General features: G+C 70.7%; 22 protein-coding genes. 4 read left to right on the top strand and 18 right to left on the bottom strand.

Annotation, left to right across the window (positions count from 1 at the left end):
- Nucleotides 1–20: 20 nt before the first annotated feature.
- A complete protein-coding gene (locus OV090_RS43680) occupies nt 21–722 on the bottom strand; it encodes a hypothetical protein (RefSeq protein WP_267710855.1) in 702 nt (233 codons plus the stop codon).
- 257 nt (nt 723–979) lie between these two features.
- On the opposite strand from OV090_RS43680, the gene OV090_RS43675 reads away from it, so the two are divergent.
- Both OV090_RS43675 and OV090_RS43670 read left to right on the top strand, forming a co-directional pair.
- Nucleotides 980–1,819 carry a DUF692 domain-containing protein gene (locus OV090_RS43675; protein WP_267710853.1) on the top strand — a complete coding sequence of 280 codons (840 nt, stop codon included), beginning with the start codon at nt 980–982 and terminating at the stop codon, nt 1,817–1,819.
- Nucleotides 1,810–2,514, top strand: coding sequence for a putative DNA-binding domain-containing protein (locus OV090_RS43670; protein WP_267710851.1), 705 nt, complete (start codon nt 1,810–1,812; stop codon nt 2,512–2,514). The genes OV090_RS43675 and OV090_RS43670 overlap by 10 nt, the downstream gene beginning before the upstream one ends.
- An 81-nt stretch (nt 2,515–2,595) precedes the next feature.
- Here OV090_RS43670 and OV090_RS43665 read toward each other — a convergent pair whose 3' ends face one another.
- On the bottom strand, nt 2,596–3,006 hold the full coding sequence (locus OV090_RS43665) for a tetratricopeptide repeat protein (RefSeq protein WP_267710849.1): 411 nt from the start codon (nt 3,004–3,006) through the stop codon (nt 2,596–2,598).
- 350 nt (nt 3,007–3,356) lie between these two features.
- Nucleotides 3,357–4,982, bottom strand: a complete 1,626-nt coding sequence (locus OV090_RS43660) for an acyl-CoA carboxylase subunit beta (protein WP_267710847.1) — start codon at nt 4,980–4,982, stop codon at nt 3,357–3,359.
- Between the two features lie 61 nt (nt 4,983–5,043).
- On the opposite strand from OV090_RS43660, the gene OV090_RS43655 reads away from it, so the two are divergent.
- Nucleotides 5,044–5,577 carry a hypothetical protein gene (locus OV090_RS43655; RefSeq protein WP_267710845.1) on the top strand — a complete coding sequence of 178 codons (534 nt, stop codon included), beginning with the start codon at nt 5,044–5,046 and terminating at the stop codon, nt 5,575–5,577.
- A gap of 110 nt (nt 5,578–5,687) precedes the next feature.
- Here the strand turns inward: OV090_RS43655 and OV090_RS43650 are convergent, their stop codons facing one another.
- The 14 genes from OV090_RS43650 to OV090_RS43585 form a co-directional block, all read right to left on the bottom strand.
- The gene (locus OV090_RS43650) at nt 5,688–6,728 is read right to left on the bottom strand and encodes a hypothetical protein (protein WP_267710844.1); all 1,041 of its coding nucleotides are present in this window, start codon (nt 6,726–6,728) and stop codon (nt 5,688–5,690) included.
- Nucleotides 6,729–6,968: 240 nt separating this feature from the next.
- Nucleotides 6,969–7,571, bottom strand: a complete 603-nt coding sequence (hisB, locus tag OV090_RS43645; protein WP_267710843.1) for an imidazoleglycerol-phosphate dehydratase HisB — start codon at nt 7,569–7,571, stop codon at nt 6,969–6,971.
- An 11-nt stretch (nt 7,572–7,582) separates the two neighbouring features.
- Nucleotides 7,583–8,194, bottom strand: coding sequence for a polysaccharide biosynthesis/export family protein (locus tag OV090_RS43640; protein WP_267710842.1), 612 nt, complete (start codon nt 8,192–8,194; stop codon nt 7,583–7,585).
- Between the two features lie 19 nt (nt 8,195–8,213).
- Nucleotides 8,214–9,551 carry a hypothetical protein gene (locus tag OV090_RS43635; RefSeq protein WP_267710841.1) on the bottom strand — a complete coding sequence of 446 codons (1,338 nt, stop codon included), beginning with the start codon at nt 9,549–9,551 and terminating at the stop codon, nt 8,214–8,216.
- 240 nt (nt 9,552–9,791) lie between these two features.
- Nucleotides 9,792–10,451: a hypothetical protein gene (locus tag OV090_RS43630; protein WP_267710840.1), complete on the bottom strand. Its 660-nt coding sequence runs from the start codon at nt 10,449–10,451 to the stop codon at nt 9,792–9,794.
- Nucleotides 10,448–11,782: an AgmX/PglI C-terminal domain-containing protein gene (locus tag OV090_RS51270; RefSeq protein WP_267710839.1), complete on the bottom strand. Its 1,335-nt coding sequence runs from the start codon at nt 11,780–11,782 to the stop codon at nt 10,448–10,450. Before OV090_RS51270 ends, OV090_RS43630 begins: the two co-directional genes overlap by 4 nt.
- Nucleotides 11,783–12,032: 250 nt before the next feature.
- On the bottom strand, nt 12,033–12,566 hold the full coding sequence (locus OV090_RS43620; RefSeq protein ID WP_267710837.1) for a biopolymer transporter ExbD: 534 nt from the start codon (nt 12,564–12,566) through the stop codon (nt 12,033–12,035).
- Nucleotides 12,566–13,141 carry a biopolymer transporter ExbD gene (locus tag OV090_RS43615; protein WP_267710835.1) on the bottom strand — a complete coding sequence of 192 codons (576 nt, stop codon included), beginning with the start codon at nt 13,139–13,141 and terminating at the stop codon, nt 12,566–12,568. The genes OV090_RS43620 and OV090_RS43615 overlap by 1 nt, the downstream gene beginning before the upstream one ends.
- A 105-nt stretch (nt 13,142–13,246) precedes the next feature.
- Nucleotides 13,247–13,876, bottom strand: coding sequence for a MotA/TolQ/ExbB proton channel family protein (locus OV090_RS43610; protein WP_267710833.1), 630 nt, complete (start codon nt 13,874–13,876; stop codon nt 13,247–13,249).
- Between the two features lie 183 nt (nt 13,877–14,059).
- Nucleotides 14,060–14,401: a hypothetical protein gene (locus OV090_RS43605; protein ID WP_267710832.1), complete on the bottom strand. Its 342-nt coding sequence runs from the start codon at nt 14,399–14,401 to the stop codon at nt 14,060–14,062.
- 323 nt (nt 14,402–14,724) lie between these two features.
- Nucleotides 14,725–16,557, bottom strand: a complete 1,833-nt coding sequence (locus OV090_RS43600; RefSeq protein WP_267710831.1) for a tetratricopeptide repeat protein — start codon at nt 16,555–16,557, stop codon at nt 14,725–14,727.
- A gap of 14 nt (nt 16,558–16,571) precedes the next feature.
- Entirely contained in the window at nt 16,572–20,039 is a 3,468-nt protein-coding gene (locus OV090_RS43595) for a tetratricopeptide repeat protein (protein WP_267710830.1), read from the bottom strand.
- A complete protein-coding gene (locus tag OV090_RS43590) occupies nt 20,036–22,480 on the bottom strand; it encodes a hypothetical protein (protein ID WP_267710829.1) in 2,445 nt (814 codons plus the stop codon). Before OV090_RS43590 ends, OV090_RS43595 begins: the two co-directional genes overlap by 4 nt.
- 4 nt (nt 22,481–22,484) lie before the next feature.
- Nucleotides 22,485–23,282 (bottom strand): dihydrolipoamide acetyltransferase, encoded by a 798-nt coding sequence (locus OV090_RS43585; RefSeq protein ID WP_267710828.1) that lies wholly within the window; start codon nt 23,280–23,282, stop codon nt 22,485–22,487.
- A gap of 210 nt (nt 23,283–23,492) precedes the next feature.
- On the opposite strand from OV090_RS43585, the gene OV090_RS43580 reads away from it, so the two are divergent.
- The gene (locus tag OV090_RS43580; RefSeq protein ID WP_267710827.1) at nt 23,493–23,924 is read left to right on the top strand and encodes a hypothetical protein; all 432 of its coding nucleotides are present in this window, start codon (nt 23,493–23,495) and stop codon (nt 23,922–23,924) included.
- A gap of 179 nt (nt 23,925–24,103) precedes the next feature.
- Here OV090_RS43580 and metK read toward each other — a convergent pair whose 3' ends face one another.
- Nucleotides 24,104–25,261, bottom strand: a complete 1,158-nt coding sequence (gene metK / locus OV090_RS43575) for a methionine adenosyltransferase (protein ID WP_267710826.1) — start codon at nt 25,259–25,261, stop codon at nt 24,104–24,106.
- Nucleotides 25,262–25,393: the final 132 nt, after the last annotated feature.

Here is a 25,393-nt window from a genome sequence, read left to right as displayed (position 1 = left end):
GCATGCTCTTACGGGCAGGATCATGGCTCGATCAGTGCGCCGATCCGGTGGCCGGCCTCGTCGCAGGTCGAGACTGCGGCTTGCAGCCATGGAGCGCCGCCGGCGGGGGCGAGCGGCAGGTGGCCGCGCAGGGCCGCGACGGTGGCCCGCGGGGTCAGCAGCAAGCGTTCGCCGGGCCGCAGCGGCGGCCACTCGACGAGCTCCGGGAGGGAGGGGCTGCGGCCCGCGGGGCCGAGGGTGCGGACGATGATGTGGCCCAGGCTCTGGGCCATGCCGGCCAGCGCCGCGGTCTTGTTGCCCTCGGCGAGCAGCTTGCGGATCAGAGTGTGCGGCTCGGACTCACGGACGACGCGGCGGTCGTCGAGCACGCAGGCAGTGACGGCGCCGAGCCAGCCGACGAACACGCCCGCGGGGGTGACGACGGCGCAGGTGAGGCAGGTGATCGGCGTCCATTCGGGGTCCTCGGGCGGCGGCAGGCGATCGAGGTGAGCCGCGGCGGCTGCGAATGCGCGCACCAGCGCGGCGCGCCAGTCGGTCTCGCCCGCGCGCGCGTCGGCGACGAGAGAGGTCTGCGCGCCGTCGACTGCGGGGCACTCGGCCTCGAGGCCGGACCACCCACCCCACGCGCTGGCGACTGCGGCGACGGTGACGTCTCCGTGGACTTCGGCGGCGACGGGGCTGCCGAATCGAGGCTCGCGCAGCGAGAGGACGTGGGCGGGCATGGACTATGACGATAACAAACCGCGGCGCGGATCTGGCGGCCCGTCGAGCGCGGGCGCGCCTTGCATGTGAAGATCGCGTCGGCTAGCCTTCTTGGACCTTAACAGGAGGATTAGCGATGCAGCAGAAGAAGGGTGTCAAGAGTGGGGTGAAGGTCAAGACGAACGTGCGCGCGGGCTCCTGCAAGGGCTAGCGGCGCGACCTGAGACGATACCGCGGGTCCGCCCGCGGTATGAACATTTAAAAAAAGAGACGAGCGATGAATGCGAGGATTCCCGACGACGGGGTCGGCGTGTTGCTGCTGCACGAATATGCAGAGGCGCTGCTGGCGGCCGATCCGTCGCTCGACTTCATCGAGGTGATGCCGGAGAACTGGGCCCGCTTCGGCGGCAGGCGCCGGCGATTGTTCGACGCCTGCCGCGAGCGCTGGCCGACGGTGGGACACAGCATCTCTCTGTCGATCGGCGGACCCGAGCCGCTCGACGAAGAATTTTTGGCGATGATCGCCGCGCTCGCGCCGGGGCTGGCGTGGTGGAGCGACCACCTGTGCTTCGGGCGGATCGGCGGCGCCTACACGCACGCGCTGCTGCCGTTGCCGCACAGCGAGGAGGCGGTGGCGTACGTGGTCCGGCGGGTGAAGGAGGGGCAGGCGCGTCTCGGCCGCGAGCTGGTGCTCGAGAACGTGGCCACCTACGCGCGCCTGCCCGACGACGCGCTGACCGAGCCGGCGTTCGTGCGGACGGTGGTGGAGGAGGCCGATTGCGGGCTGCTGCTCGACATCGGCAACGTGGTGGTCAACGCGCACAATCACGGGCTCGACCCGGAGGCCTACGTCGACGCGCTGCCGCTGGCGCGGGTGCGGGAGATCCACGTGGCCGGGCACCGACCGCGCGGGCCGTTGCTGCTCGACGATCACACGGGGCCGGTGCCGGAGCGCGTGTGGTCGCTGTATCGCCGGACGATCCGCAAGGCGGGGCGGGCGATCCCGACGATCGTGGAGTGGGAGACGGATGTGCCGCCGATCGAGACCCTGCTGGCCGAGGCGGCGCGGGCGCGCAGCGAGTCGGCGCGGGCGCTGGAGGGGCTCGGATGCGGTTGATGGCGCTGTTCTCGGCGCTGCGGCCGCTCGTCGAGGGGCGCGCGGACGCGACGGCGGTGGCGCGATCGCTGGGCGAGTCGTCGCCGGGCCTGGAGCTCGGGCTGCAGGTGTACGCCGAGACGTGCCGCAAGCTGCGGCGCGACGCGATCGACGTCATCCACGCGGGGACGCGCGCGGCAGTGACGGTGCGCTCGGGCGAGGCGGCGTGGGACGCGTTGGTGGCGGCGTACTTCCGCGAGCGACCGGCGCAGAGCTTCGAGCTCAACGAGAACGCGGCCGGGTTCGGGGAATTTTTGGCGGGGCAAGTCGGGCCGCCGGCGTGGCTCGGCGAGCTGGCGGCGCTCGAGTGGGCGACGTGGCGGGCCGAGAGCGCGCCCGATGATTCTTTTAAAAAAACAAGAGACAGCGCGGAGGGGCCGCTGCGGGCGGCCGCTTCGGTGGTGGTGCTGCGCGGGGCGTGGGACGTCGCCGGCTGGCTGGCCGAGGAGGTGTGGGCGGAGGAGCCGGTCGCGGGCGAGAGCGCGGTGGTGGTGTGGCGCGACCGCGAGCTCGACGCTTGCCGGGCGACGCCGACCGAGGAGGAGCTGGCTGCCATCGAGGCGGCGCTGGCCGGGGCGCCCGGGCCGTGGGGGGACGACGAGGTGGTGGGAGATCTGCACGCGGCGGGGATCTTCGTCGGCGCGCTGGCAGAGTGAATGAAACGACATGCCCTCTCGGGCATGTGCGATCGGGCATGTCGCAGGCGACATGTCCTGGGGCCAGGCAGCGGAGGAGCCTCAGCGGGCGCGGGCCTCGGCGACCTGGCGGCCGCCGGGGAGCTGGAGCTGGGCGGCGAGCTGGAGCGCCGGCGGGTACCCGGGGCCGAACGCGAGGGCGCGGGCGCTGCTGCGGCGGGCCGCGTCGACGTCGCCGAGGCGTAGCTCGATCTCCCCGCGGGTCGTCCAGAGGTGCGGGTCGTCGCGGTCGTAGCGGAGGGCGAGGTCGATCTGCTGCAGCGCGCGGCCGAGGTCGGGCGGCTGAGCGTCGAGGGCCAGCCGGGCCTGCATGTAGGCCCCGTACGCGCGGTGGTCGACCGGGGCGCTGGTGACGAGGGTCTTGTCGATGTAGTGCAGGGTCCGCGAGCTCGGGCCGGTCCGCGCGCAGGCGCCGAGGAGCGCGAGGGCGAGGAGGGCGCGGGGCGGGGACATGCGGAGAGCTTGACACATTTCGCGCCGCGGCGGGGATCCAGCACAGCGAGGGGCGCCGCGCGCGGCCGCAGGCGCGATGAGGCTGGCGCGTCGGCGGCGCTCGGCAGGAGACGGAGGCGTGGGCACGAGCTGTCTCCTCGCTGCGCTGGGGCCACGCGTGCGCTGCTTCGGCGTCGCGGGCGAGCCCCCGCGCGCGCTCGCCCGGTGCTCGGGGGGAGCCGTGCCGCGCGAGCGAGCCACTGTGTTTTGCAGGGAGTCGCTCGCTCGGCGGGCCCGCGCGAGCGAGCAGCTGTCTTTCAGGGCAGGTCGACCGGGCGCCTTGCGAGGGCCTGTCTTTTAGAGCAGGTCGCTCACAGCGGGATGTTGCCGTGCTTGCGGCGCGGGTTCTCCTGGCGCTTGTTCTTCAGCAGGGCGAAGGCGCGGGAGACGTGGCGGCGAGTGTCTTCGGGGCGGATGACCTGGTCGATGAAGCCGAGCTCGGCGGCCTTGTAGGGGTTGGCGAACAGGTCGCGGTAGTTGTTGAGCAGCTCGGTGCGCTGGGCGGCGGGGTTCTTGGCCTCGACGAGCTCGCGGCGGTAGATGATGTTGACGGCCCCCTCGGCGCCCATGACGGCGATCTCGGCGGTCGGATAGGCGAGGTTCACGTCGGCGCGGATGTGCTTGCTCGCCATGACGTCGTAGGCGCCGCCGTAGGCCTTGCGGGTGACGAGGGTGACCTTGGGGACGGTGGCCTCGACGAAGGCGTAGAGCAGCTTGGCGCCGTGGCGGATGATGCCGTTGAACTCTTGATCGGTGCCGGGGAGGAAGCCGGGGACGTCGACGAGGGTCCACAGCGGGATGTTGAAGGCGTCGCACATGCGCACGAACCGGGCCGCCTTGACCGAGGCGTTGATGTCGAGGCAGCCGGCGAGGACGAGCGGCTGGTTGGCGACGACGCCGACGCTGCGGCCGTCGATGCGGCAGAAGCCGATCACCATGTTGCGGGCGAAGTGCTCCTGCACCTCGAGGAAGGCGCCGTCGTCGGCGACCGCGCGGATGATCGTGCGGATGTCGTAGGGGCGCGAGGCGTCGACGGGGACGAAGTCGGCCAGCTCGGGGGTGGCGCGGTTCGGGTCGTCGGCGGTGGGGCGGTGCGGCGGGTCCTCCATGTTGTTGGAGGGCAGGTAGCCGAGCAGCTCGCGCGTCATCGCGGCGGCGGCGGCCTCGCTGGGGCAGGCGAAGTGGGCCACGCCGCTCTTCTCGTTGTGCGTGGCGGCGCCGCCGAGCGCCTCCTTCGTGACCTCTTCGTGGGTGACGGTCTTGATGACGTCGGGCCCGGTGATGAACATGTACGAGCTCTGCTCGACCATCAGCACCAGGTCGGTGAGCGCGGGCGAGTAGACGGCCCCACCGGCGCACGGGCCGAGGATCAGCGACAGCTGCGGGACCACGCCCGACGCGAGCACGTTGCGCTTGAAGATCTCGGCGTAGCCGGCCAGCGAGGCGACGCCCTCCTGGATCCGCGCGCCGCCGCTGTCGTTGAGGCCGATGACCGGCGCGCCGACGGTGGTGGCCATGTCCATGACCTTGCAGATCTTCATGGCGTGGGCCCAGCCGAGGCTGCCCCCAAAGACAGGTGCCTGCTGGGCGAACACGAAGACGGGGCGGCCCTCGACGGTGCCGTGGCCAGTGACGACGCCGTCGCCGTAGACCTTCTTGCTCGGCATGTCGAAGTCGGGGCACTGGTGGGTGACGAAGCGGTCGAGCTCGACGAAGCTGCCGGGGTCGAGGAGCAGCTCGATGCGCTCGTGGGCGGTCTGGCGCCCGCTCTTGTGCAGGCGCTCGACGGCCGTGGCGGCGCCCTTCTCGGCCACCGCCAGGTCCTTGTCGCCGCCGGACACGAGGTTCGGACCGGCGAAGCTGTCGGCGAGACGCTCGCGGTGTTCGAGGGCTGCGCGCGGATCGGGGGTGCTCGGCCGCTTGGGTGCGTCGGACATGGCGGGCGGAAAATAGCAGGAATCGCGGCGAGCTCGCGCGCAGATGTGCTATGGGCGCGGCATGCGAGAAGAGCGCAAGAGCACCCCCAGGGCGTCCGTGTTGTGGCTGGCGACCTGCCTCGCGGCCTGCGGCGGCGGCGGCGGCAGCGAGGCGGCCCCGAGCCAGCCGCAGGGGCCGAAGACGGAGTACCGCTGCAGCATTCAGGTGGCGAAGAAGCCCGTCGGCGAGCTCACCGGCAAGGGCAACGGCGAGGACCCGGCCAAGGCCGACGAGGCGGCCTGGGCGGACGTGTGCGCCAAGCTGCCGGAGGCCGAGCGCGCGACCTGCCGCGACGAGACGAAGTGGTCGGTGTCGAAGTCGTCGATGTCGGCCAGCGGCGGCGGGCCGGTGTCACACTCGACGACGCTGACGCTGGTGGCGATCGCGCCGATGTTCGACGGCGAGGCGTCCTCGGAGGTCAGCAGCGATGAGGCCTGCAAGGCGGCGCTGGCCGACGCCTGCACCAAGGCCGGCTCATCCGGCGATTGCCTGAGCGCCGGCTACGAGAAGAAGGGCGAGGCGCGGACGAAGAAGACGCAGATGAGCAAGAATTAACGGGGAGCCTCTGCCGCACAGGCCCGGGATCGATGCCCCCAGGCTCGTTGCGAGATCGCCTTCGCGGCTCGTGCTTCGGTCTCGGGGCGATCGTTCAGGCCGGGCAGCGGTCACTGCCGGCCCACGGCGAGCCAGAGGGTGGCGGGCGCCTCGGTTTTTCGGCCGAAGAGCACGTAGTAGCGGCCCGGGGTGAGGTCGTAAGACGTGATCTCGCCCGGCTGGACTTCCTTGTCGAAGCTGTCCTGGCACGAGCCGCACTTGACGATGCGGAAGCCGGACCAGCCCTCAGGCTGCGAGGCCACGAACAAGTAATTGCCGGCCTCGGTGACTTCGAAGCCGCGGGTCGTGAACATCACGTCGTCCTGAGCGGGGCCCAGGACGTCGTCCTGGTCGCAGGCGACGTCGGCGGTGAGGGTGACGACTCGGCCGTCCCACGGCGTGAGCGGCAGGCTGCAGTCGACCAAGGCGACCCGGTTGCTCATCTCGCGGCACGACGGGTAGCTCTCGAAGTCGGCCATCGCCTGGGCGAGAGGCTCGTCGAAGATGTCCTCGAAGACAGGCGAAAACTGGTCGAAGCTCGCCTGCGAGTCGGCGCTCTTCAGGAACAGCACGTAGCGGTCGAGGCCGTGGCGGTCGGTCAGGAACCGCGCGAACCGGCCAGCCGTCTGGTAGTCCTTGTCGTCGAGCTTGAAGCCGTGGAGGACGTCGGCGAGCGGGGTCTCGGCGGTGCTGGAGCCGGCGCCGTCGCTGAAGACCTCGGCGAAGCCCTCGCGGAACGGGAGCGGCCCCTCGATGCCGGCGGAGTTCATCACGACGTGGGTGATCTCGTGGAAGCTGAAGCCGTGGATGCCGAAAGCGTAGGGATCGTCCACGTAGGCGCAGCCGAGTGCCTTCAGACCTTCGCAGTACTCGGCCATCTCCTCGCGGTCGGCGACCTTGGTGTAGCGGATGACCTCGGTCAACTCGAGGCCGAGGAGGTCGGCCAGCAGGAGCGCGTGCTGCTCCTGGCGGAAGAACGAGCCCCGACAGATCGGCTCGCTCGTCGTCGAGCCGTAGTGAAGGTGCTCGCCCTTCCAGATCGGTTCGGGGATGTCAGGCCCACAGGCGATGAGGCCCGGCAGCACGGCCAGGAGGATTCGGGCAGACGGCATGGAACTCCGACAATAGAGGGCGGCGTCGCGTCAGCCCCCGAGCATTCACGGCGCCCCGCTTCGAGAGGCGCAGGAGCACTATAGTGCGCAGGACGGGCCCGGGCCAGGCGCCATCTCCGTTGCCAAGTCGCGTGATCTCGCGGACCCGACTTGGGCTCACCCAACCTGGGTTGGTGCCCCTCGAACCTCGCGGCTCGCTGTGATTTCAGGGCGCGGTTCGTGCTCGAGCGGCTCGACGCGTCAGCCGATCGTGCCCTTGGTCGAGGGCACGCCGACGTAGGGGTCGGAGGCGCAGGCCTGACGGAGCGCGCGGGCGAGGCCCTTGAAGCTGGCCTCGACCAGGTGGTGGGCGTTGCCCCCCTCGCGCTGGTGGATGTGCAGGTTCATCCGCGCCTGCACTGCGAAGGCCTGGTAGAACTCGCGCACGAGGTCGCAGTCGAAGCTGCCGACCCGCTTGCCGGCCACGCCGGGCAGGTCGTAGACGAGGTAGGGCCGGCCGCCGAGGTCGAGGGCGACGTCGACCAGGACCTCGTCCATGCACAGCGAGAAGTGGCCGTAGCGGAAGATGCCGAGGCGCGGGCCGAGAGCCCGGTCGAACGCGCTGCCGAGCACGAGGCCGACGTCCTCGACGGTGTGATGATCGTCGATGTGCGTGTCGCCGCGGGCCCGCACCTCGAGCTGCATCGCGCCGTGACGCGCGAGCGCCTCGAGCATGTGCGACAGGAACGGCACCGGCGTGTCGATGTGGTGGCGCGCGGGCGCGTCGCACGGGAGCGTCAGATCGACGGTGATCTGGGTCTCGCGGGTGACTCGCTCGACGCGGGCGGTGCGGACAGGGTTCACGGGGGCCTCGCTTACATCCGGGTCTCGGGCACGAACACGATGTCACCTGGCCGCAAGACCAGGTCCTCGGCGCGGCCGTCGACGATGGCGGAGAGGGAGATCTCGAAGGTCACGGTCTCGTCGCCGCGGCCGGTGCGGCGCGTCAGCTTGACCCGCGCGGGCGCGGCGAACGGGGTGAGGCCGCCGGCCAGCGAGACCGCCTGCACGAGCGTGAGGCCGTCGCGCCAGCCGAGCGAGCCGGCCTCGTTGACCTGGCCGAGGATGCTGATCTCTCGGTTGCCCCGCTCCTTGATCTGGACGACCACGTGCGGATGGTTGAGGTAACCGTCGGCGAGCCGGGTCTCGATCTGGCGGGCGACCTCGTCCTTGGTGAGGCCGGTGACTGCCACGCCGCCGACCATCGGGAAGTCGATCGTGCCGTCCTCGGCGACCGCGTAGGTGCCGTTGAAGCGGTCCTCGTCGAACACGCGGATGTCGAGCTCGTCGCCGGGACGCAGGCCGGCGCTCGGGGCGATCACCGGCGCCTCGACGCGGGCCGGACGGTCGCAAGCTGTCCCGAAGGCCAGCACGAGGCCGAGGCCGGGGCCGAGCCAGGAGAGCCTGCTGCGGGGACGGGCAGACATGAGCAGACGCCGCGGACGGCTAGAATCTCACGGCGCCGAGGACCATGGCAACATGCTTGGCGAAGCCGCCGAAGTCGGTCAGACCGCCGGGATAGTGGGCGATGAAGTCGGTGCGGTCGACGATCATGTCGTAGCGCGCGCCGACGACGAAGAAGCGGCCGAACGGCTGTTCTACCCTGGCGCCGAGGGCGAACAGGGTGTCGGAGCGGACGAACCCGGGCGCGTTCTCGTACGACTCGATGCGGGTCTCGCGGCCGGGGATCGGCAGGCCGGCGTAGCGGCGGCCGACGATCGAGAAGCCGAGCTCGGCGTACATCTTCCAGCGGAAGGTGTGAAGGCCGCCGATCCGGCCGGCGATGTCGTGGAAGTAGTTGCCGAACAGCGAGTCGCTGAACTGGCGATCGATCTGGGCGAAGAACTGGGTGCGCAGCGTCGGGTAGTAGGCCGCTCGCACGCCGCCGATGAAGCCGCGGAAGTTGGGGCCGTTCTCGTCGTCGTAGTAGAGCCCCGCGCCGTAGCCGGCCATGGCGTCGAGGGTCCAGCGCTTGGCGATCTGGCCGCGGAAGCCGAGGTACACGCGGTGGGCGTTGTTGTCCTCGTTGCAGTCGGGATCGGTGTTGGCGTTGCAGCTGAAGTAATACGTGTGGCCAAACGAGTAGTTGACGAGCAGCGCCGAGCGCGGGGCGATGCGCCACTTGACCTCGGCGGCGGCGCCGTGGATGTAGCGGTCGCCGCTGTAGACGTCGGGCGCCTCGAAGAACAGGACCTCGTTGAGGTAGTTGGCGCCGATGCTGAAGCGGCCGCCGCCGGGCCGGTAGATGAAGCCGAGCGAGAGGCGGTGGTCGATGCGGTTGTAGTTGTAGCCGACGCCGGCGTCGTAGTTGCGCGGGTCGGCGAAGCGCGAGAAGAACTCGGTGATGTTGAAGCTGAAGCGGCGCCCGGGGGCGATCACGAAGTGCGCGTTGAGGTCGACGCTGAAGCGAGGCAGACGCCGGATCTCCTCGGCGCGGGCCATGAAGGCGCGGTAGCCCGCGGTCAAACGGATGTTGTAGTCGATCTTGCGATCTTGCTGCGCCTCGACCTCGCTCTGCAGCACGCCGTCGCGGACCTCGCGGTTGCCGATGCCGAGCCAGGCGACCGGCATGACCAGCGCCGCGGGCCTGACCCCGCCGTGGTCGCCTCTGCGGTTCCAGAACACGTTGCTGTCGCCGCCGATCATCAGCGCGAAGCCGGGGTGGAACGTCGAGCGTGGGCCGAGCTTGATGCCTGCGCCGTCCTCGGTGCGCGGCACGCTGCCGATCAGGTTGCCCGTGGCGTTCGAGCCGGCTGCGTGCGCGAGCCGGATCGAGAGGGCCATGCAGATCGTCCCCACGGCGACGAGGCAGTGGAGCGCCCACCTGGGGGCTGGCTGGTTAAGTCGGCGCAAGGGAAGGCGAGAGGGTACAGCCTAGCGAATCTCAGCCCAGAGGCGAGAATTGTGAGCGCCAAGTCCGAACCGCGAGCGTCGTGTGCCTTGTCCGCTGGCGAGGGCCGGGCGGCGAGACAGACCGACGCGCGTGTGGCCAGCGGCTCCGGAGGCCGCACGGCGCGGGCGAGGTCAAATCACGGGGCTGGCGACGGGGGGACGCGGGTCGATGCGCGGCGGCAAGCGCTGGATGCCGGAACTGCTCGACGTCGGGTCGGTCGGGATGACTGTCTTCGGCTGATTGGCGGTGTTCTGGGCGTCGCTGCGCTTCTGCTCCTGATCGCCCTGACACGCTCTGGCCTGGCCGACGAGGCCGGAGATGCGCTCGGCGGCCTCGCTCAGCTTCTCGCCGGCGAAGGCGCGGCTCTGCCCGTCAGCCGACGAATCTTGCAGGACCAAGAGCTCGCCGGTCGCCACCTCGAGCACGATCTCGGCGCGGTCGTGCTTGTCCTGGACGCACGCGGTACGGCCCATGTCGCCGCTTTGCCGGGCGCGGGTGAGGAGCGTGCCGAGTTCGGTCATGCCGCGTTCGATCGTGCCGCGGGAGCTGCCGACTCCGGCCGAGGTGCTCGATGACGTGGTGGCAGCGGCGGCAGCGGCGGCCGCCGCATCGGGCGCGGCGTCGCCGGCGGCGAACGGGTCGGCGGCGGGGGGCGTCGATGCAGCAACGCCCGCGTCGGGCGACGCGGGCGCTGGAGCGGGGCTGGCCGAAGGGGCAGCTCCGACGGGGCTCGCCGCGAGCAACGTGGCGGACCCCCAGGCAAGGACGACGCGCTTTGAAAACGTGCTCATGACCCTCCAGAAAATACCACGGAGAAGGTCACGTCCGAAGCCTGCTCGGCCCCTGGCGTGGTGGGGAACCGCCACCCCTTGATCTTGGCGACAGTGCACGTCTGTACACCACCGTCCTGGAGGGTGTCCTCGTTGATCCGGACCTCGGTGACGGTGCCCATGACACTGATGGTGATCGTGTAGGAGATCTTGCCCGCGAGGCCAGGATTGGTCTGCAACGCCTTGTTATAACAAGCCTGCAGCGCGCCCGTTCGCTGGCGGATCGTGGCTTGCACGGCCTTTTTGTCGGCGTCGCCGTAGACATCGGCGCCGGAGCTCTTCACGGAGGAGTTGATCTTCCGCTCCTTCTTCTCGAGCTCGGCGAGCTCCGGGCCCTGGGCCTCGAAGCCCTTGGTGCCGACGATCGCCCCCTGCGCGCTGATGCCCTCGCCGCCGGGGACGTACGGGCTGACGACGGTGCCGTCGGGCAGGACGGTGGCGGTCATGCCGGCGGCGAACAGCTCGCCGAGGTTGTTCTCGGTGCCCTGAATGACGTCGAACACGGTGCCCGGACCGTCGCCGCCGTAGGTGCCGAGGACCCGCGCGATGCCGACGCCGCGCGCCTTGTCCATCGACTCCTTGGAGTAGGTCTTCTGGGTCAGCACGGGCTTGTCGATCACCTTGTCCGGCTTCGGCGTCAGCTTCTCGTCCTCCTTGGCGAGCACCTCCTCCGCGTCGTCCTTCTTCTCCTCCTCGGGCTCCTTCTTCTTCGGCTTGTCGAGGTTCATCACCCGCAAGAAGCGCTCGTCGATCTCCGGCTCGATGGCGTAATCGATGTGCTTGTTCGAGGCCCAGATGAAGTACGGCCCGAACAGCATGAACGCGGCCATCAGCGTGGCCATGTCATGGCGCGTCCACATGTTGGACGGACGCGCCTTGAACTCCTCCGGGAACGGCGGCTTCGGCGGGACGGGCTGCGGCGCCGCGAACTGAAACAGCAGGGTGGTCTCGCCGACGTCGAGCTTGCCGCGCGCGCTCGGGTCGAGCACCACCCGCAGGTTGCGCGCCCGCGGGTCCTCGCGCAGGCGCTTGCGCCACAGCTGGCCGAGGTTGACCGAGCGGCCGCGCATGACGAGCTGGCCGCCGACGCGCGGCGGCAGGTCGAGCACGTAGCGGCCCTCCTGCACGATGAACAGGACGTGGCGCTTCGGCACCGCAGGGCCGAAGCAGACCAACTGATTGCCGACGTCGGTGCCGGCGGTCACCGCCTCGGCTGCGCTCTGATGCAGCTCGTCGCAGACCAGGCCGTCGATGATCGAGGCGATCCGCAGTACCTTGGACCGGGCAACCACGCGTAGGAAGTCTAGCGGATGTAGTTGATTTGTGGTGCCTGCGCCAATTTTCCCGGACCCGGCCGCGATCGGACCTGGGAACAAGGGTGCTCGCACCGCCGTGCGCGCAACGTCAATGCGACTTCACGCGGCGCGCCGACGGATTCCGCGGGCCGCGGCCAAGCGAATGCTCAGACCCGATCCGCGAGCAAAAACGAAGGGCCGGCGGCTCTCGCAAGAGCTGCCGGCCCTCGTCCAGGCTCGAGCTCGATCAGCTCTTCTTGATCACGCAGAACGAGTACTCGGAGAACTCGGCGCGGCCCGTCGTGTACATGACATCGACGAGGACGCTGAACTTGAGGTCCTGGTCGCCGACCAGGATCACCCGCGAGTTCCACGGCTTGCCCTGCCGCTCGGCCAACTGCTTGGCCTTGTCGACTTCCTCGGCGAGCTGGTCGTACAGCGGCCCGATCAGGTGGTTCTGCACCTGCGACGGGTCGATGTCGCCGTCGGGCGTCATCGTCACGATCTTCTTGCTGTCGAACGTGATGCCGCGGGTGGTGACGAAGATCGGGATGCCGTCCTGAATCGGCGCGTCGGCCGAGGACATCGGGATCTTCTGGCCCGCGGTCGGGTTGATGACGACCGGGTCGGACGCGTAGCTCTTCAGCAGGTACACCACGAGAATGGACACGATGTCCATCAGCGAGGTGATGCCGAGGTTGGCCTTCTCTTCCGGCTTGGCCCGGCGAGCTGCGGCCCGCTCCTTCTTTTTGGCGAGGAATGCCTCTTGCTCGGGGGACATCAGCTAGCACCCCCTTCCACGATCGGCTGCCAGAAGTAGCACTCGTCGGGGATCTTCTCGCCGCCCTTGAGGGACTTGGCGATCTTGCACTTGGTGCCGGCCAGCGCGTCCATCGTCATGATGATGGACTGCATCGGGATGTTGGCCTCGGCGCTCACCGTGACCACCACCTCGTTCGGGAACAACTGCTTGTAGCTCTTGGCCTTGGACTCGAGCTGCGCGTAGTCGTAGCGCTCGTAGTCGTTGAGCGGCGCGCCCTGCTTGGCGAGGCCGATCGTCGGGGCCTTCGAGTCTTGCGACTTGCCGGCCTCGGCGCCCTCCTGCTGGCCGTCCGCGCTGACGCGGAAGCCGTCCTCCATGACGAAGACCTTGAGGTTGAGCGGCTTCTCGTCCTTCTTCTCCTGCTCGTCCTTCTGCTGAGCAGCGGCCGCGAACTTCGGCGGCGAGACGTTGATCGAGGCCATCTGGGCGAATTCCATCGCCATCAGAAGCGCCGGGATCATCAGGAACATGACGTTCATGACCGGCAAGAGGTTCGCCTCGATTTCTTCTTCTTCAAACTTCTTTCGTGCCATCGCTCACCTCCTTTCTTTCGCTCGGGTGGAGTGTTGGTCGTGCGGTCGGCTCGCTGTCTGTCTCAAAGGACATGGCCCGGAGAGCAGGCATCGAGCCGGACCGCGTTACCCCTGACGCACCCGCGCGGCGAGGAGGTTCTCGAGCTTGACCGCGTACAGATCGACCTCGTCGGCGATCTTCTTGGCCAGGCCCTGAATGAACACCTGCGCCGAGAGCAGCGGGATCGCCACCATGAGGCCGAAGCCCGTGGTGTTGATGGCGATCGAGATGCCCTTCGCGAGTGCCTGCGACCGCTGGTCGGCGGCCGCCACGGCCACCGCGGTGAAGGCGTCGATCATGCCGAAGATCGTTCCGAGCAGACCGAGCAGGGTGGCGATGTTCGCGACGGCCGCGATCATCGAGATGCGCTTGGTGATCGCCGGCGAGACCTCGAGCATGGCCTCCTCGATCGCCGCAGCGATGTCCGCCTCGCTCTTGTTGGCGCGGGTCAGACCGGCCTTCATCACGCGGGCGAGCGCGGCCTTGTCAGCCGCGTTGCACAGCTTGATGGCGCGGTCGATGTTGTTCGCCATCACCAGCTTCTGGATCTGGTTGAAGAACTGCGCGCCGTTGATGTTGAAGCGGAAGAACAAGAAGATGAACCGCTCGATCATGACGCCGGCGCCGAGCACGGCGCAGACGGCGATGGGGTGCATCCAGACGCCGCCTTCCTGGTAAAACTGCGCAAAATCCATGGCCGCTTATCCTCCTCAGAGACCGGGGTGTGATCCCGATGTGTCGCTCGTGGACCGGGTTCGTCCCGGCTGTGGTGGTTGTTGTTGGGTTCGACTCGGGTGCGGGAGCTTTCGCGCGCGGAGAGCGCCCGACCCGCGTTGTCTTCTCAGGCCCGCAGGCGCCTGAAGCTTTTTCAGGGTCGATTAGAACAAAGGATCCCAGACACTTTCAAGCACCAGCGGCGTCATGGTCGCGTCGAGACGCGCCCAGTCGTAGTCGGTGGACGAGCGCCGCAGCACGTAGAACGCGCTCGGCTTCTCCAACTGGCCCTCGACGAGGAACTCGTCGTCGAGCGAGATCACCTTCTTGCCGCCGGGGTTGGTGGTGGGGGTCGTGGCCGGAGCCTTGGCCGACTTGGCGCCCGACCCTGATGCGGGCGCCGGTGGGGGTGCAGCGAGCGCAAGCGCGGGCGCCAGAACGAGCGCCGAGGCGGGCGCCAGCACACACAGGAAGACGAGCAGCCGCCACGTCCGCGCACAGCTCAAGCCCGAAAGGGGGCGAGCGGCGGCAGAACGGCGTGAGCGGAGCACGACCGCGTTATACAGTGAATGCCGCGGAGAATTCCACCAACGAGTTGGCGGCGTCCCCCAGGCCGAAAGGCGGACGCTGGGGTGAGCGGCGGCGCGGCGGAGGGCGGGGCGGATGGCGTCCACGACCGCGAGGCCCGTCGATTCGCCGGCCATCGTCTCGCTGCGAGGGTCCATCGCCACGGTGGACGGCAAACGGGCGGGGTGGAGCGGCGGTCTCGGTCGGCGACACCGGTTCGCGAATTTTTTCCGGTGGCCGGAGATCACTCCCGGCGATTTTCTCATGGGGCGCTCCCGCCCCCACCGCTGCCCGGTTTCTGGGTGGGCGATGCCGCACTTCCGGGCTTTTGGGCCGACGGCGGCGTGGCGGCGCCGGGCTTGGCCGTGGGAGGCGGAGAACCGGCGTTTCCACCGGGTTGCGCGGCCGCGGGCGGGGTCCCGGCGGGCGGGGTCGCGCCCGGCTTGGCGGCGGGCGGCGGCGTGGCCGAAGGGGGAGGCGCGGCGCCCGGCTTGGCGGTGGCCGGCGGCGGCGTGGTCGCGCCCGGTTTGACAGGGGCGGGGGCGGGCGAAGAGCCGGGGCTGGCGACCGGAGGGGCGCCGGGTTTGGCGGTCGCGGGCGGGGTCGCGGGCGAGGAGCCGGGGCTGGCGACCGGAGGGGCGCCGGGCTTGGCGGTCGCGGGCGCGGAGCCGGGGCTGGCGACTGGAGGGGCGCCCGGCTTGGCGGTCGCGGGCGAGGTCGCGGGCGAGGAGGCCGGGCCGGACGGAGGGGCAGAAGACGGGCCCGGCGGGGTGGTGCCAGCGGGCGGGGTGGTGCCTGGCTTGGCCGTGCCGGTGCCGGTCGGCGGGCTCCCCTGGCCCAGCTGCGCGCCAGCGGGCGGGGTCGCGGCGGCGCCGGCCGGATCGCCCGGTTTGGGGCTGCTGTCCTTCGGGCCAGGTGAACCGGGGCCGGCGGCGGGCGTGGCCGCGGCGGACGGCTGGCTGTCCTTCGGGCCAGGCGCGCCCGCGGCTCCGGGGCTGCCCGGCGGGCTGTCCTTCGAGGCAGGTGGGGCCTTGCCCTCGCGCTCGAGGCGCCGCTTCTCGCGCTCGAGGCCCTTCTTGGCCAGGTCGATGTAGAGATCGGCCTGGGCGACGCTCACCGACTCCTTGCCCGGGGCAGAACGGGGTTTATTGGCGCCGGTTTCGCGTTTGACGCGGGCGAGATCGTCGGTGAAGCGATCTCCCTTGGCCGTGCTGCCGCCGCCGGCGAGGGCGAGGTCGCGGTACTTGCCGAGGTGGATCAGCGCGCGCTGCAGCCGGGTGGTGATGTCGAGGCCGGGGAACTCGGGGGCGTCGAGGTAGAGGACGCCGAGGTCGAAGTGGGCGTCGGGGTAGTCGGCGCGCAGGCGGAGGGCGGTCTGATAGGCCTTCTCGGCGCCGACGACGTCGCCGAGCGCCCGCAGCGAGCTGCCGTGGTTGAGGTGGGCCTTGAAGAAGTTGGGGTCGAGCTTCAGCGCGTAGACGAAGCACTCGGCGGCGGTCTTGAAGTTGCCGGTGCGGAGGTACTGCGCGCCGAGGTTGTTCCACGCGGTGGCGTTGCCGGCGTCGGTCTCGGCGGCCTTGCGGAACGACTGCGTGGCGAGGGTCGGCTTGTCGGCGGCGAGGTAGGCGAAGCCTTTGAGGTTGTAGGCGCGCGAGGTCTCTTCGGGGGTGATGACCTTGGCGTCGATGGCGAGCGCCGAGCTGGTGACGGTCTGGGTCAGCTCGTGCTTGCCCTGCTTGAGGAAGGCCTCGGCCATCACGAGCATGGCGTCGACGTTCTGCTCGTGGATCCGCAGGGCCTCGCGCGACAGGTCGAGGGCGCGAGCGAGGTCGCCCTGGCGCAGCGACTGCCCGGCCTGCTGGCTCTGCTGGTGCGAGGCGGCCAGCTTGCGCCGCTCCTCCTCGGGGTCGCGGTCGCGGTTCTTCTTGGCCGGCGCCTTGTCGTCCGCGGCGGCCTCGGCCGGCTTGTCGACGGCCTCGGGCTGCCAGTTGGCGTCGGGCTCGGCGGCGGTCTTGCCCGGCGGGGTCGACTCGCCGGCCGGCTTGTCGCAGGCGAGGATCAGGACCAGTCCCGTGAGACAGGTGCGAAGGGACATGTCCCGAAGGGCAGTCATCTGCGCCGATCCTCCACCTGCAGGTCGACGCTGGCGTCGTGCAGCAGCGGGTACTGGTCGGGCTTGTAGATGTTCATGCGCTCGAGCGCTTTCTTCGTCCACTCGCTGGCGACGCCGTACTCCTTGCCGCGCTTGATCGTCTCCTCGTACAGCTGGATCGCCTTGGCCTCGAACTTGCCCGCCTCGGTCTCGACGATGTCCTTGTAGGCGAACCAGGGCTCGCTGTACTCCTTGAGCTCGCGCGGGACCGGGGCCTCGCGGATCTTGATCGCGGTCACCTCGAAGGCGTAGCCGCGGCGGAACATCGCCGCCAGCACCCACTCGATCCGGCGGTAGGGGAACACGGAGTCGTAGGACTTGCTGGCGGCGACGACCTTGTCGAACAGCACCTTGGCGCTGTCCGCGAACTTCTTGCCGGTGCCGGTCAGCTTGAAATCGAGCAGGTCGGACAGGCTGTACTCGGACAGCAGGAACTGCGCCTCGGACGGGAAGTCGGCGGCGTCGGAGGCGGCTTGCAGGCCGCGCGCGGTGTAGAGCGCGACGCACTCGCGGTAAGCCGTCTCCGCGCCCTTGCGGTCCCCGCGGGCGGCCCGGGCCTCGCCGATCCGCAGGTGGGCCTCGACCGACTTGGCGGCCTGCGTCGGGTCGGCGCCGAACTTGGAGAGGAAGGCGCCGAAGGCGGTCTCGGCGGCCTTGTGGTCGTCGGTCTTGCCGAGCACCGAGGCGGCGCGGAAGCTGGCGTCCGCGGCCTCCTTGGGGTCGGTGGTCTGGGCGGCGTAGCGGACGAACAGGTCCGACGACTTCCTGTACTGCTGGAGGTTGTCGAGCAGGTCGGCGGCGTTCTTGAGCGCGAGCAGGCGGTGCTCGCTGGCCTTGTAGCGCTCGTCCTGGGCCAGCACGAGGTAGCTGGCGACGGCGTCGTCGAACTCGAAGAAGCGCACGTGGTTGAGGCCGGAGCGCAAGAGGGCGTCGTCGGCGAACTCGCTGTCGGGGTACTGCTTGTAGATGCGCTCGTAGGTCTTGGAGGCGCTGCCGAAGCGGCCGATCTTCTCGTAGGCGACGGCGGCGTTGTTGAGCGCGCGGTCGGCGTTGGGGTCCTTCGGCGCCTGGTCGACCAGCGCGGTGTAGCGGTCGGCGGCGGCCTCGAACTCGCCGGCCTCGAACAGCTGGTTGGCCTCCTGGAAGCGGACCGCGTTGCCGAGGGTCTTGAGGTCGCCGGCGAACTTCTCGCTCTGCTCGGCGTCGCCGCAGCCCTTCTGCAGCAGCTTCTCGGTCCACTCCTGCGCGGCCTTGAGGTCGCCGCGGATGACCTTGCCGTCGATGATCGAGAAGCCGGCGTTGATGGCGACGTTCTCGCCGCAGTAGTCGTCGATGACGCGGGTGAAGCGGGTCTCGGCCTCGTCCCAGTGCATGTAGCGCTGGCTGATCGCACCTGACTTGAAGGCCAGGCTGCCGGCGGCCTTGGCGTCGGGCTTGATGGCGACCAGCTTGTCGTAGGCGGCCTGCAGCGCGACCAGGGCCTCGGGGATCGGCTTGGGGTCGAACGGCGGCTTGACGACGTCCTGCTTCGGCATGTCCGGCATGGTCAGCTTGCCGGCCTTCTGCTCGTCCTCGACGTAGGCCTCGAGCGAGAACACCACGCCCTCGGCGGCGTCGACCTGGCGGCTCGCCGCGGTGTTGCTGTCGCGCACGGTGATGTACTCGCGCGCGGCCTCGAGGTACTGGCCGCTGTAGTAGAGGCTCTCGGCGTAGTCGTAGCGGTATTGATACGAGGACGGGGTGTCGGGGTAGCGCAGGAGGTAGGCGGCGTAGGCGGCGGCGGCCTTCTTGTACTCCTCCTCGGCCCGCGGGTCGCCGGCGGCGCGCAGGCTCTGGGCGTAGGCGTGGCGCTCGACGGCGCTGGCGACCAGGGCCTCCTCGACCAGCTTCATCGCGGCGTCGATCGCCTCGGTGTCGGCCTCGTTGGCGTAGAACCAGGGGGTGCCGCGCAGGTAGTTGTTGGCGAGGGCGTCGCGGGCGGTGCGGGCGCCGGTCTTGTCGCCGAGGGCGACCTGGGCGTCGAGGATCTTCTTCTGCAGCAGCGGGGCGGCGGCGGCGGTCGGCCAGCGGGCGAGGGCGGAGTCCCAGATCTTGATCGCCAGCTTGAAGTCAGTCTGGAACGCGTAGAGGTCGCCGAGCGCGGCGTAGATCTCGGGGACGTGCTTCTCGCCGCCGCGGGCCTTGTAGTCGCGCTCGAGGCGGGCGAAGCCGACGGCAGGATCGGGGTTGCCGTCGAGGTCCCAGTCGTCCTCGATGTAACACTTGGCGATGTAGCGGATGGCGTCGTCGCGCAGCGCCATCGCCGAGTCGTCGCCGGCGGCCTTCATGCTCTCGGCCAGGCGCACGTAGTCGTCGAGGCGAGCGGCGGCGCCGGGGAAGTCGCGCTGGAGGTAGAGGGTCCAGGCGATCCGGATCGTCGCCTCGTCGAAGTAGGGGCCCTGGGTGTCGCGCGCGGCCTCGGTGTAGGCCTCGAGCGCGGGGCGCATCTCGTCGAGGTCGTAGTGGATCTCGCCGATCCGCAGCCAGGTCTCGGCGACGTACTTGCTGCCCGGCTTGCGCGGGTTGCAGCCGTTGTAGTCGCCGGCGCGGAAGTTCTTGGCCGGGACGACGCCGCTGCCGTCGGGGCCGGGGACGCCGTAGCGGTCGGCGCACACCAGCGCGAGCATGGTCTGCCGGCTCTCGTCGAACCGCTCCTCCTCGAAGCGCAGGATCGCCATCAGGTACAGCGCGGCGTCGGCGTGGACATACGTCGGGAAGCGGGCGTTGAGGTCGTGCAGGAGGGCGACGCTCTTCGAGTAGTCGACCTTCGGCGGCTCGGGCGGGACGTCGGTCTTCTTCTTGTCCTTGCGATCCTCGAACGCGAGCAAAGCTTTTTCGTACTCGGACTCGGCGCGCTGGAACCGCTCGTTGTCGGCCTCGAAGTGGAGCTCGGCCAGGCGGAACAGGATCTCGGGGGTCCAGCTGGGGTCGGACGGGTTCTGCTTGAGGAAGCCGTCGTAGCGGGCGATCGCGGCCTCGCGCAGCTGCAGGGCCTTGGCCTTGTGGGCGGCGATCTCGCCGTCGAGCTGTTTCTGCAGCTTGCCGCGGCCGCGCTCGGCCTCGACGACCGTGACGATCGCCAGGGTGTCGGCGGCGACGGCGGCGGCGCGGCGGTAGCGGGCGAAGATCGTCTCGAGGTCGGCCAGGGCCTTGTCGTCCTCGGCGGTCTTCGGCAGGCGCGCCGGCGGGACCGAGAGGACGCGGCGGTCGACCGCGCCGGTCGGCTCGCGCGCGAGGCCCGAGCCCGGCTCGCCGAGGACGCCCTGCCAGCCCGACGGCGGCGGCAGCTCGCCGCGCGGCAGGGCGGCGGCCGGCGGGGCTGTCGCAAGGGACAGGGCCCATAGGGCAGGTGCCAAGAGCCATGGCCGGAGGGACAGGCGCTTCACTCGCTGTCCTCCAGCGCCTCGGTGACGGCGCGGTCGATGTTCTTGACGCTGCGGTCGCGGGTGCGCTCGAGGTCGCGGGCCAGCTCGAGCTCGGCCTCCTTGGTGGCCCAGGCGACGTCGAGCAGGCCGACGTCGGCGCGGATGGTCCAGTAGCGGAGGTCGGCGGCGACGTCGCGGACGCCGGCGTGGACGGCCTCGGCGGCGGTGACGTCGGCGCGCGGGCGCAGGGCCTCGAGCTCGTCGCGGTAGCGGGTGAGGTTGTCGCGCTCCTCCTGGAGGACGACGACGGCGCGGGCGAGGCGGGCCTGGGCGGCGGCGCCGAGGCGCTTGCGGGCGGCGTCGAGGCGGATCAGCAGGCGCTGGCGGCGTTGCCACTGCTCGCGCACGCCCTCGCCGCCGCCGCCGGGCCACAGGTTGCCGACGAGGACGTTGTGGGCGGCGATGGCGTCGCGGCGGGTGCCGGGCAGCGGGTCGGTGAAGCGGAGGGTGGCGCGGGCGGTCTGCAGGCCGCGGTGGGCCTCGGCGAGGCTGTCTTCGAGCGCGCCGAGCTCGCCGCGCAGGGCCGCGGCCTCCTGGAAGAACGGGTCGGGCGAGCCGCGGCGCGACGACTCGCGGTGGGCGTACTCGAGGCCGTAGAGGCGCGCGCGCAGGGCGGTGGTCTCGGCGCGGGCGGAGGCCAGCGGTTCGGCGAGCTCGGTGACGCGGCGGAGGTGCTTCGACGGCCGCTCGAACAGGGCGTCGACGGTGCGGCGCATGTCGGCGAGGCCGCGGGTCGGGCTGCGACCGACGGCGGACAGCAGCGCCTCGCCGGCCTCGCCGAGGTCGCGGCCGGCGCGGTCGAGGGCCTGCCAGTGCGCGCCGAGGTCGGTAAACAGCAGGGCGCGCTCGGGCGAGGCGGCGGCGATCTCCATGCGCTCGAGCAGCGCCATCGTCTCGCGCAGCAGGTGCTCGGTATCACCTGTCTCTCGGGCCAGGCGCTCGGCCTGCACCGCGCGCGGCAGGCTGCGGGCCAGCGGGATGGCGGCGCGCGGGACGAGGGTGTCGAGGCTGAAGTGGCGCGGGTCGGAGCGGATGACGGCGCCGACGTAGTCGAGGGCGTCGCTGCCGACGGCCAGGGCCGGGGCGACGGCCTTGTACTGGTCGTCGAAGTGGCGGCGCAGGGCGGCGAACTCGTCCTCGGCGGCCTTCCAGTTGCGGCGGCGGATCTGCAGCTTGCCGCGCAGCGACTTGGCCTCGGCCGCGGCGGCGCTGTGGGGCGTCTCGCGCAGCAGTTGGTCGAGGGCGGCGAGGGCGGCCTCGTGGCGGTCGGCGCGGAGCAGGGTCCAGGCGATCTCGTACAGCGCCGAGGCGTACAGCGGCGAGGCGCGGCCGATCGAGCGGTACGACAGCAGCGCCGCGTCGTAGTCGGCGCGGTCGTGGAAGATGCGCGCGCGGGCCATCCACGCGAGCTCGCGGATCTCCTGCTCCGCCGCGCCGGGCAGGCTGCGGGTGGCGACGATCCGGTCGAAGCGGACGATCGCGTCGTCGAGGCGGCCGAGCGCGGCCGCGGCGGCGCCGGCGACGTAGGTCGCGCGCAGCAGGCTGCGCCAGGCCGGCGCGGATGTCCCGAGAGGCAGGTCGGCGGGGGCGAGGCCGTCGAGCTCGGCCAGCGCCTCGCCGTACTCCTTCGACAGGAACAGGAAGCGGCCCCAGGCGTAGCGCAGCTCGGCGATCCGCTGGTCGGGCGGGACGGCGGCGACCCAGCCGCGCAGGCGGGTGACGTCGAGGGCGCTGAGCTCGCTGCCGGGGCCGCGGTCGCCGTCGAGGCCGACCGACTGCATGCGCGCGCGCAGCTCGGGCATGACCGACAGGCCCTGCTTGCGCGCGTGGCCGCGGGCGCGCGCGGGGGCGGCCAGCTCGAGCAGACGGGCGACGCTGCGCTGGTGGAGGCGGCGGGCCTCGGGGCCGGCGTCGGCGAGGGTGAGGGAGAAGCACTCGCTGGCCCACCGGCGCATGCGCAGCTGCAGCAGCGCCTCGCCGAGGTAGTAGCGGGCCTGGACCGCCGCCGGGGTGCCGGGGGCGTTCTCCAGCAGGTCGAGGAAGACGATCGCAGCGCCCTCGGCGTCGCCGCCCTCGAGCTGGACCTGACCTGCGACCAGGCGCTCGGCCAGGTCGGACGCGCTCGGGCCGGCGGGGGTCGGCGTCACCTGCTCGGCGGCCTTGATCGCGTCCTCGGCGTCGCTGAGCAGGCGGCTCGCGTCGCCGCTGGGGGCGGCGGCGTCGGCGGCGGGGGCCGCGACGCGCGGGCCGGGGGCGGCGAGCACGGGTGACCGCAAGGACATGCCGGAAGGGACAGGTGCGAAGAGACCTGTCCTCACGGGCATGTCCCATGGCGCAGCCGAGGCCGCCGCGGGGGCGAGCAGGGCGCAGGCCAGGGCCAGGCGGGCGAGGGCGCGCGACATGGGGTCACTTGGCGGGCGCGGCCGCGGGCTCGGCCTTGGCCGCGGCCGCGGCGGCGCCGTCCTGGCCGACGACTTGGAACTCGACGGCGGGGCGGTCCTTCATCTCGGTGGTGAGGTTGCCGCGCTCGTAGCCCTTGCTGACCAGCTTGAAGCTGCCACCCTCGGTGACGTTGAAGTTGTAGGTCTGCGGCGACTTGAAGGTGTAGCCGCGCAGGTAGGTGAAGATGCCGTAGCCCTGGCCCTGGTAGGTGAGCTCGACGCGGGCCTCGTGCGGGCCGGGCGGCAAGGTGCCGTCGAACACGAGGATCTCGTCCTCCGCGTCGAGGCCGCCCGACTCGTCGCTGCGGGCGAAGATCTGCGCGCCGTCGAGGGTGTAGACGATCCGCACCAGGCGGAAGCCGACGCCCATGAGGTTGCGGTGAGCGAGGACGACGCGGCCGCCGGCGGCGACGCCCGCCATGACCGTGTCCCGAAGGACAGCCAGCCGCGCCTTGCTGCGGAAGATCTTGTCCTTGAGGCTGTTGACCTCGGCCTCGATGCCGTCGAGCCGGTCGCCGTAGAGGTCCGAGGTCCGCGCGCTCGCGGCCGGGTCCTCGCCCAGCAGCCCGCCCTCGCTCTTGGCCGGGGCGGGGGTCTGCGCGGCCGGCTGGGTCGGCGCCGGATCGGCAGACGCAGGCGCCGCGGCCGGGGCCGCCTCCTTGGCCTTTTTCGGGGCAGGAGCGGCGTGGGCCGACATGCCCGCGCCGGCGAGGGCGAAGATCAGTGCTGCTACGGAGAGCCGGCGCGACGGCGAGGCGACCATCGCAGACAGGCTACCAAGGCGCGTAAAACTGAGCCAGTCGGGAGACAATTCGCGGGGCTCCGAGGGTGCGTGCAGGGTGAGGGCGGGATCGAACCAGCGGCGACCGCGCGTGGAGATCGTGCTGGGGCCACGAGTGAATCGCTCGTGCGGTGCGGCGACTCGTCATGAGTAAGTGGCCAGTCCGCGGCGGTCCTGCTGCACTCTGGAGCGATGGACTATCGAGATTTGGTGTGGTGCCCCAATCCGCCGACCCAGGCCGTGCTCGACGCGGCGCTGGCCGGGACGACGCGGGTGCGCGTGCGGTTGGGGCCCAGCGGCGCTCACGGGCTGTTCGCGGAGGTCGCAGACGCCGCGGAACTCGCGGCCCTGCGCGCGGCGCTGCCGATCGTCGAGGAGCCGGCCCTGAGCTGCCTGTGCCGCGGAGGACCCCTGATCGAGCTGCTCGCGGCCGACGACCGCCAGATCGCGGCGCTCAACGTGCATGTGAAGCGGAAGCTCCGCACGGACCTGTGGGACGGCGACGCGCCGCTCCGCGACCCCGCGGCGATCTGGCGCTGGTTCGACCGCCTCGGCGTGTCCGCCGAGCTGGCGCGCGGGGACGCGGAGCTGGACCGTATGGTCGCGGCGTTGTTCGAGGATTGACAGCGCCGGACCACGGCGGGCGCGCGGGGTCGGTCCTCGTCCCGACGGGTGCAGGAGCATTCGGACATGCGCGAATGGACATGTTTGAAAGAACATGTCTCCATGCACATGGCCGAAAAGACGAAGCGCGACCGCGGCACGGGGCCGGGGTCGCGCTGCGAGTGGGGAGCCGCGGGGGCTCAGCGGGCGGCGGCGGCCGCGAGGGCCTCGGCGCGGTCGGTGCGCTCCCAGCTGAAGTCGGGCTCGCTGCGGCCGAAGTGGCCGTAGGCGGCGGTCTGGGCGTAGATCGGGCGCAGGAGGTCGAGCTCCTGGATCAGCTTGGCCGGGCGGGCGTCGAAGTGGGCCTCGACCAGCTGGGCCAGCTTCTCGTCGGGGAGCTTGCCGGTGCCGAAGGTGTCGACGGCGATGCTGACGGGGCGGGCGACGCCGATCGCGTAGGCGAGCTGGATCTCGGCGCGGCTGCACAGGCGCGAGGCGACCAGGTTCTTGGCGATGTAGCGGGCGTAGTAGGCGGCGCTGCGGTCGACCTTCGACGGGTCCTTGCCCGAGAAGGCGCCGCCGCCGTGACGGCCCATGCCGCCGTAGGTGTCGACGATGATCTTGCGGCCGGTGAGGCCGCTGTCGCCCATCGGCCCGCCGACGACGAAGCGGCCGGTCGGGTTGATGTGGAACTTGGTCTTGGCGTCGAGCAAGTCGGCCGGGACGACCTTCTTGATCACGCTCTCCATGACGAACTCGCGCAGGTTGGCCTGCGAGACCTCGGCGCTGTGCTGGGTGCTGATGACGACGGTGTCGACGCGGACGGGGCGGCCGCCGTCGTACTCGACGGTGACCTGGCTCTTGCCGTCGGGGCGCAGGAAGCTGTTCTTGTCGGCGCGGCGGACCTCGGTCAGCTGACGGGTCAGCTTGTGCGCGAGGCTGATCGGCATCGGCATCAGCTCGTCGGTCTCGGTGCAGGCGTAGCCGAACATCATGCCCTGGTCGCCGGCGCCCTGCTCCTTCTCGCTGCCCTCGTCGACGCCCATGGCGATGTCGGGGCTCTGACCCTCGATGGCGACGAGCACGCCGCAGCTGTCGGCGTCGAAGCCCATGTCCGAGCTGGTGTAGCCGATAGTGCGGACGGTGGCGCGGACGATCCGCGGGATGTCGACGTAGGTGCTGGTGGTGATCTCGCCGGCGACGTTCACGTAGCCCGTCTTCACCAGCGACTCACAAGCGACGCGCGCGCGGGGGTCCTGGGCGAGGATCGCGTCCAAGATCGAGTCGCTGATCTTGTCGCACATCTTGTCGGGGTGACCTTCGGTGACGGACTCACTGGTGAACAGTCGGCTTGCCATTTTGACTCTCGGTGCCGTGAACGGCGGTTGACGTAAGGATGGGCACCCGCGGGCGCGGCGCGAGCATATGCGCGCCTTTTGCGCAGGGCAAGCGCTTTGCGGCCCATTCGCGACGATCTCACGCGGACCGGC

The sequence above is a fragment of the Nannocystis sp. RBIL2 genome (assembly GCF_026626745.1).
Taxonomy (GTDB): Bacteria; Myxococcota_A; Polyangia; order Nannocystales; family Nannocystaceae; genus Nannocystis.
The sequence above is the reverse complement of the archived record's forward strand: the minus strand, read 5'-3'. Positions and strand labels throughout refer to the sequence as shown.

Coding starts and splice junctions, on each gene's coding strand:
- OV090_RS43680 (WP_267710855.1), bottom strand. CDS start 722: ATGCCCGCCCACGTCCTCTCGCTGCGCGAGCCTCGATTCGGCAGCCCC.
- OV090_RS43675 (WP_267710853.1), top strand. CDS start 980: ATGAATGCGAGGATTCCCGACGACGGGGTCGGCGTGTTGCTGCTGCAC.
- OV090_RS43670 (WP_267710851.1), top strand. CDS start 1,810: ATGCGGTTGATGGCGCTGTTCTCGGCGCTGCGGCCGCTCGTCGAGGGG.
- OV090_RS43665 (WP_267710849.1), bottom strand. CDS start 3,006: ATGTCCCCGCCCCGCGCCCTCCTCGCCCTCGCGCTCCTCGGCGCCTGC.
- OV090_RS43660 (WP_267710847.1), bottom strand. CDS start 4,982: ATGTCCGACGCACCCAAGCGGCCGAGCACCCCCGATCCGCGCGCAGCC.
- OV090_RS43655 (WP_267710845.1), top strand. CDS start 5,044: ATGCGAGAAGAGCGCAAGAGCACCCCCAGGGCGTCCGTGTTGTGGCTG.
- OV090_RS43650 (WP_267710844.1), bottom strand. CDS start 6,728: ATGCCGTCTGCCCGAATCCTCCTGGCCGTGCTGCCGGGCCTCATCGCC.
- OV090_RS43640 (WP_267710842.1), bottom strand. CDS start 8,194: ATGTCTGCCCGTCCCCGCAGCAGGCTCTCCTGGCTCGGCCCCGGCCTC.
- OV090_RS43635 (WP_267710841.1), bottom strand. CDS start 9,551: ATGGCCCTCTCGATCCGGCTCGCGCACGCAGCCGGCTCGAACGCCACG.
- OV090_RS43630 (WP_267710840.1), bottom strand. CDS start 10,451: ATGAGCACGTTTTCAAAGCGCGTCGTCCTTGCCTGGGGGTCCGCCACG.
- OV090_RS43620 (WP_267710837.1), bottom strand. CDS start 12,566: ATGTCCCCCGAGCAAGAGGCATTCCTCGCCAAAAAGAAGGAGCGGGCC.
- OV090_RS43615 (WP_267710835.1), bottom strand. CDS start 13,141: ATGGCACGAAAGAAGTTTGAAGAAGAAGAAATCGAGGCGAACCTCTTG.
- OV090_RS43610 (WP_267710833.1), bottom strand. CDS start 13,876: ATGGATTTTGCGCAGTTTTACCAGGAAGGCGGCGTCTGGATGCACCCC.
- OV090_RS43600 (WP_267710831.1), bottom strand. CDS start 16,557: ATGTCCCTTCGCACCTGTCTCACGGGACTGGTCCTGATCCTCGCCTGC.
- OV090_RS43590 (WP_267710829.1), bottom strand. CDS start 22,480: ATGTCGCGCGCCCTCGCCCGCCTGGCCCTGGCCTGCGCCCTGCTCGCC.
- OV090_RS43585 (WP_267710828.1), bottom strand. CDS start 23,282: ATGGTCGCCTCGCCGTCGCGCCGGCTCTCCGTAGCAGCACTGATCTTC.
- OV090_RS43580 (WP_267710827.1), top strand. CDS start 23,493: ATGGACTATCGAGATTTGGTGTGGTGCCCCAATCCGCCGACCCAGGCC.
- metK (WP_267710826.1), bottom strand. CDS start 25,261: ATGGCAAGCCGACTGTTCACCAGTGAGTCCGTCACCGAAGGTCACCCC.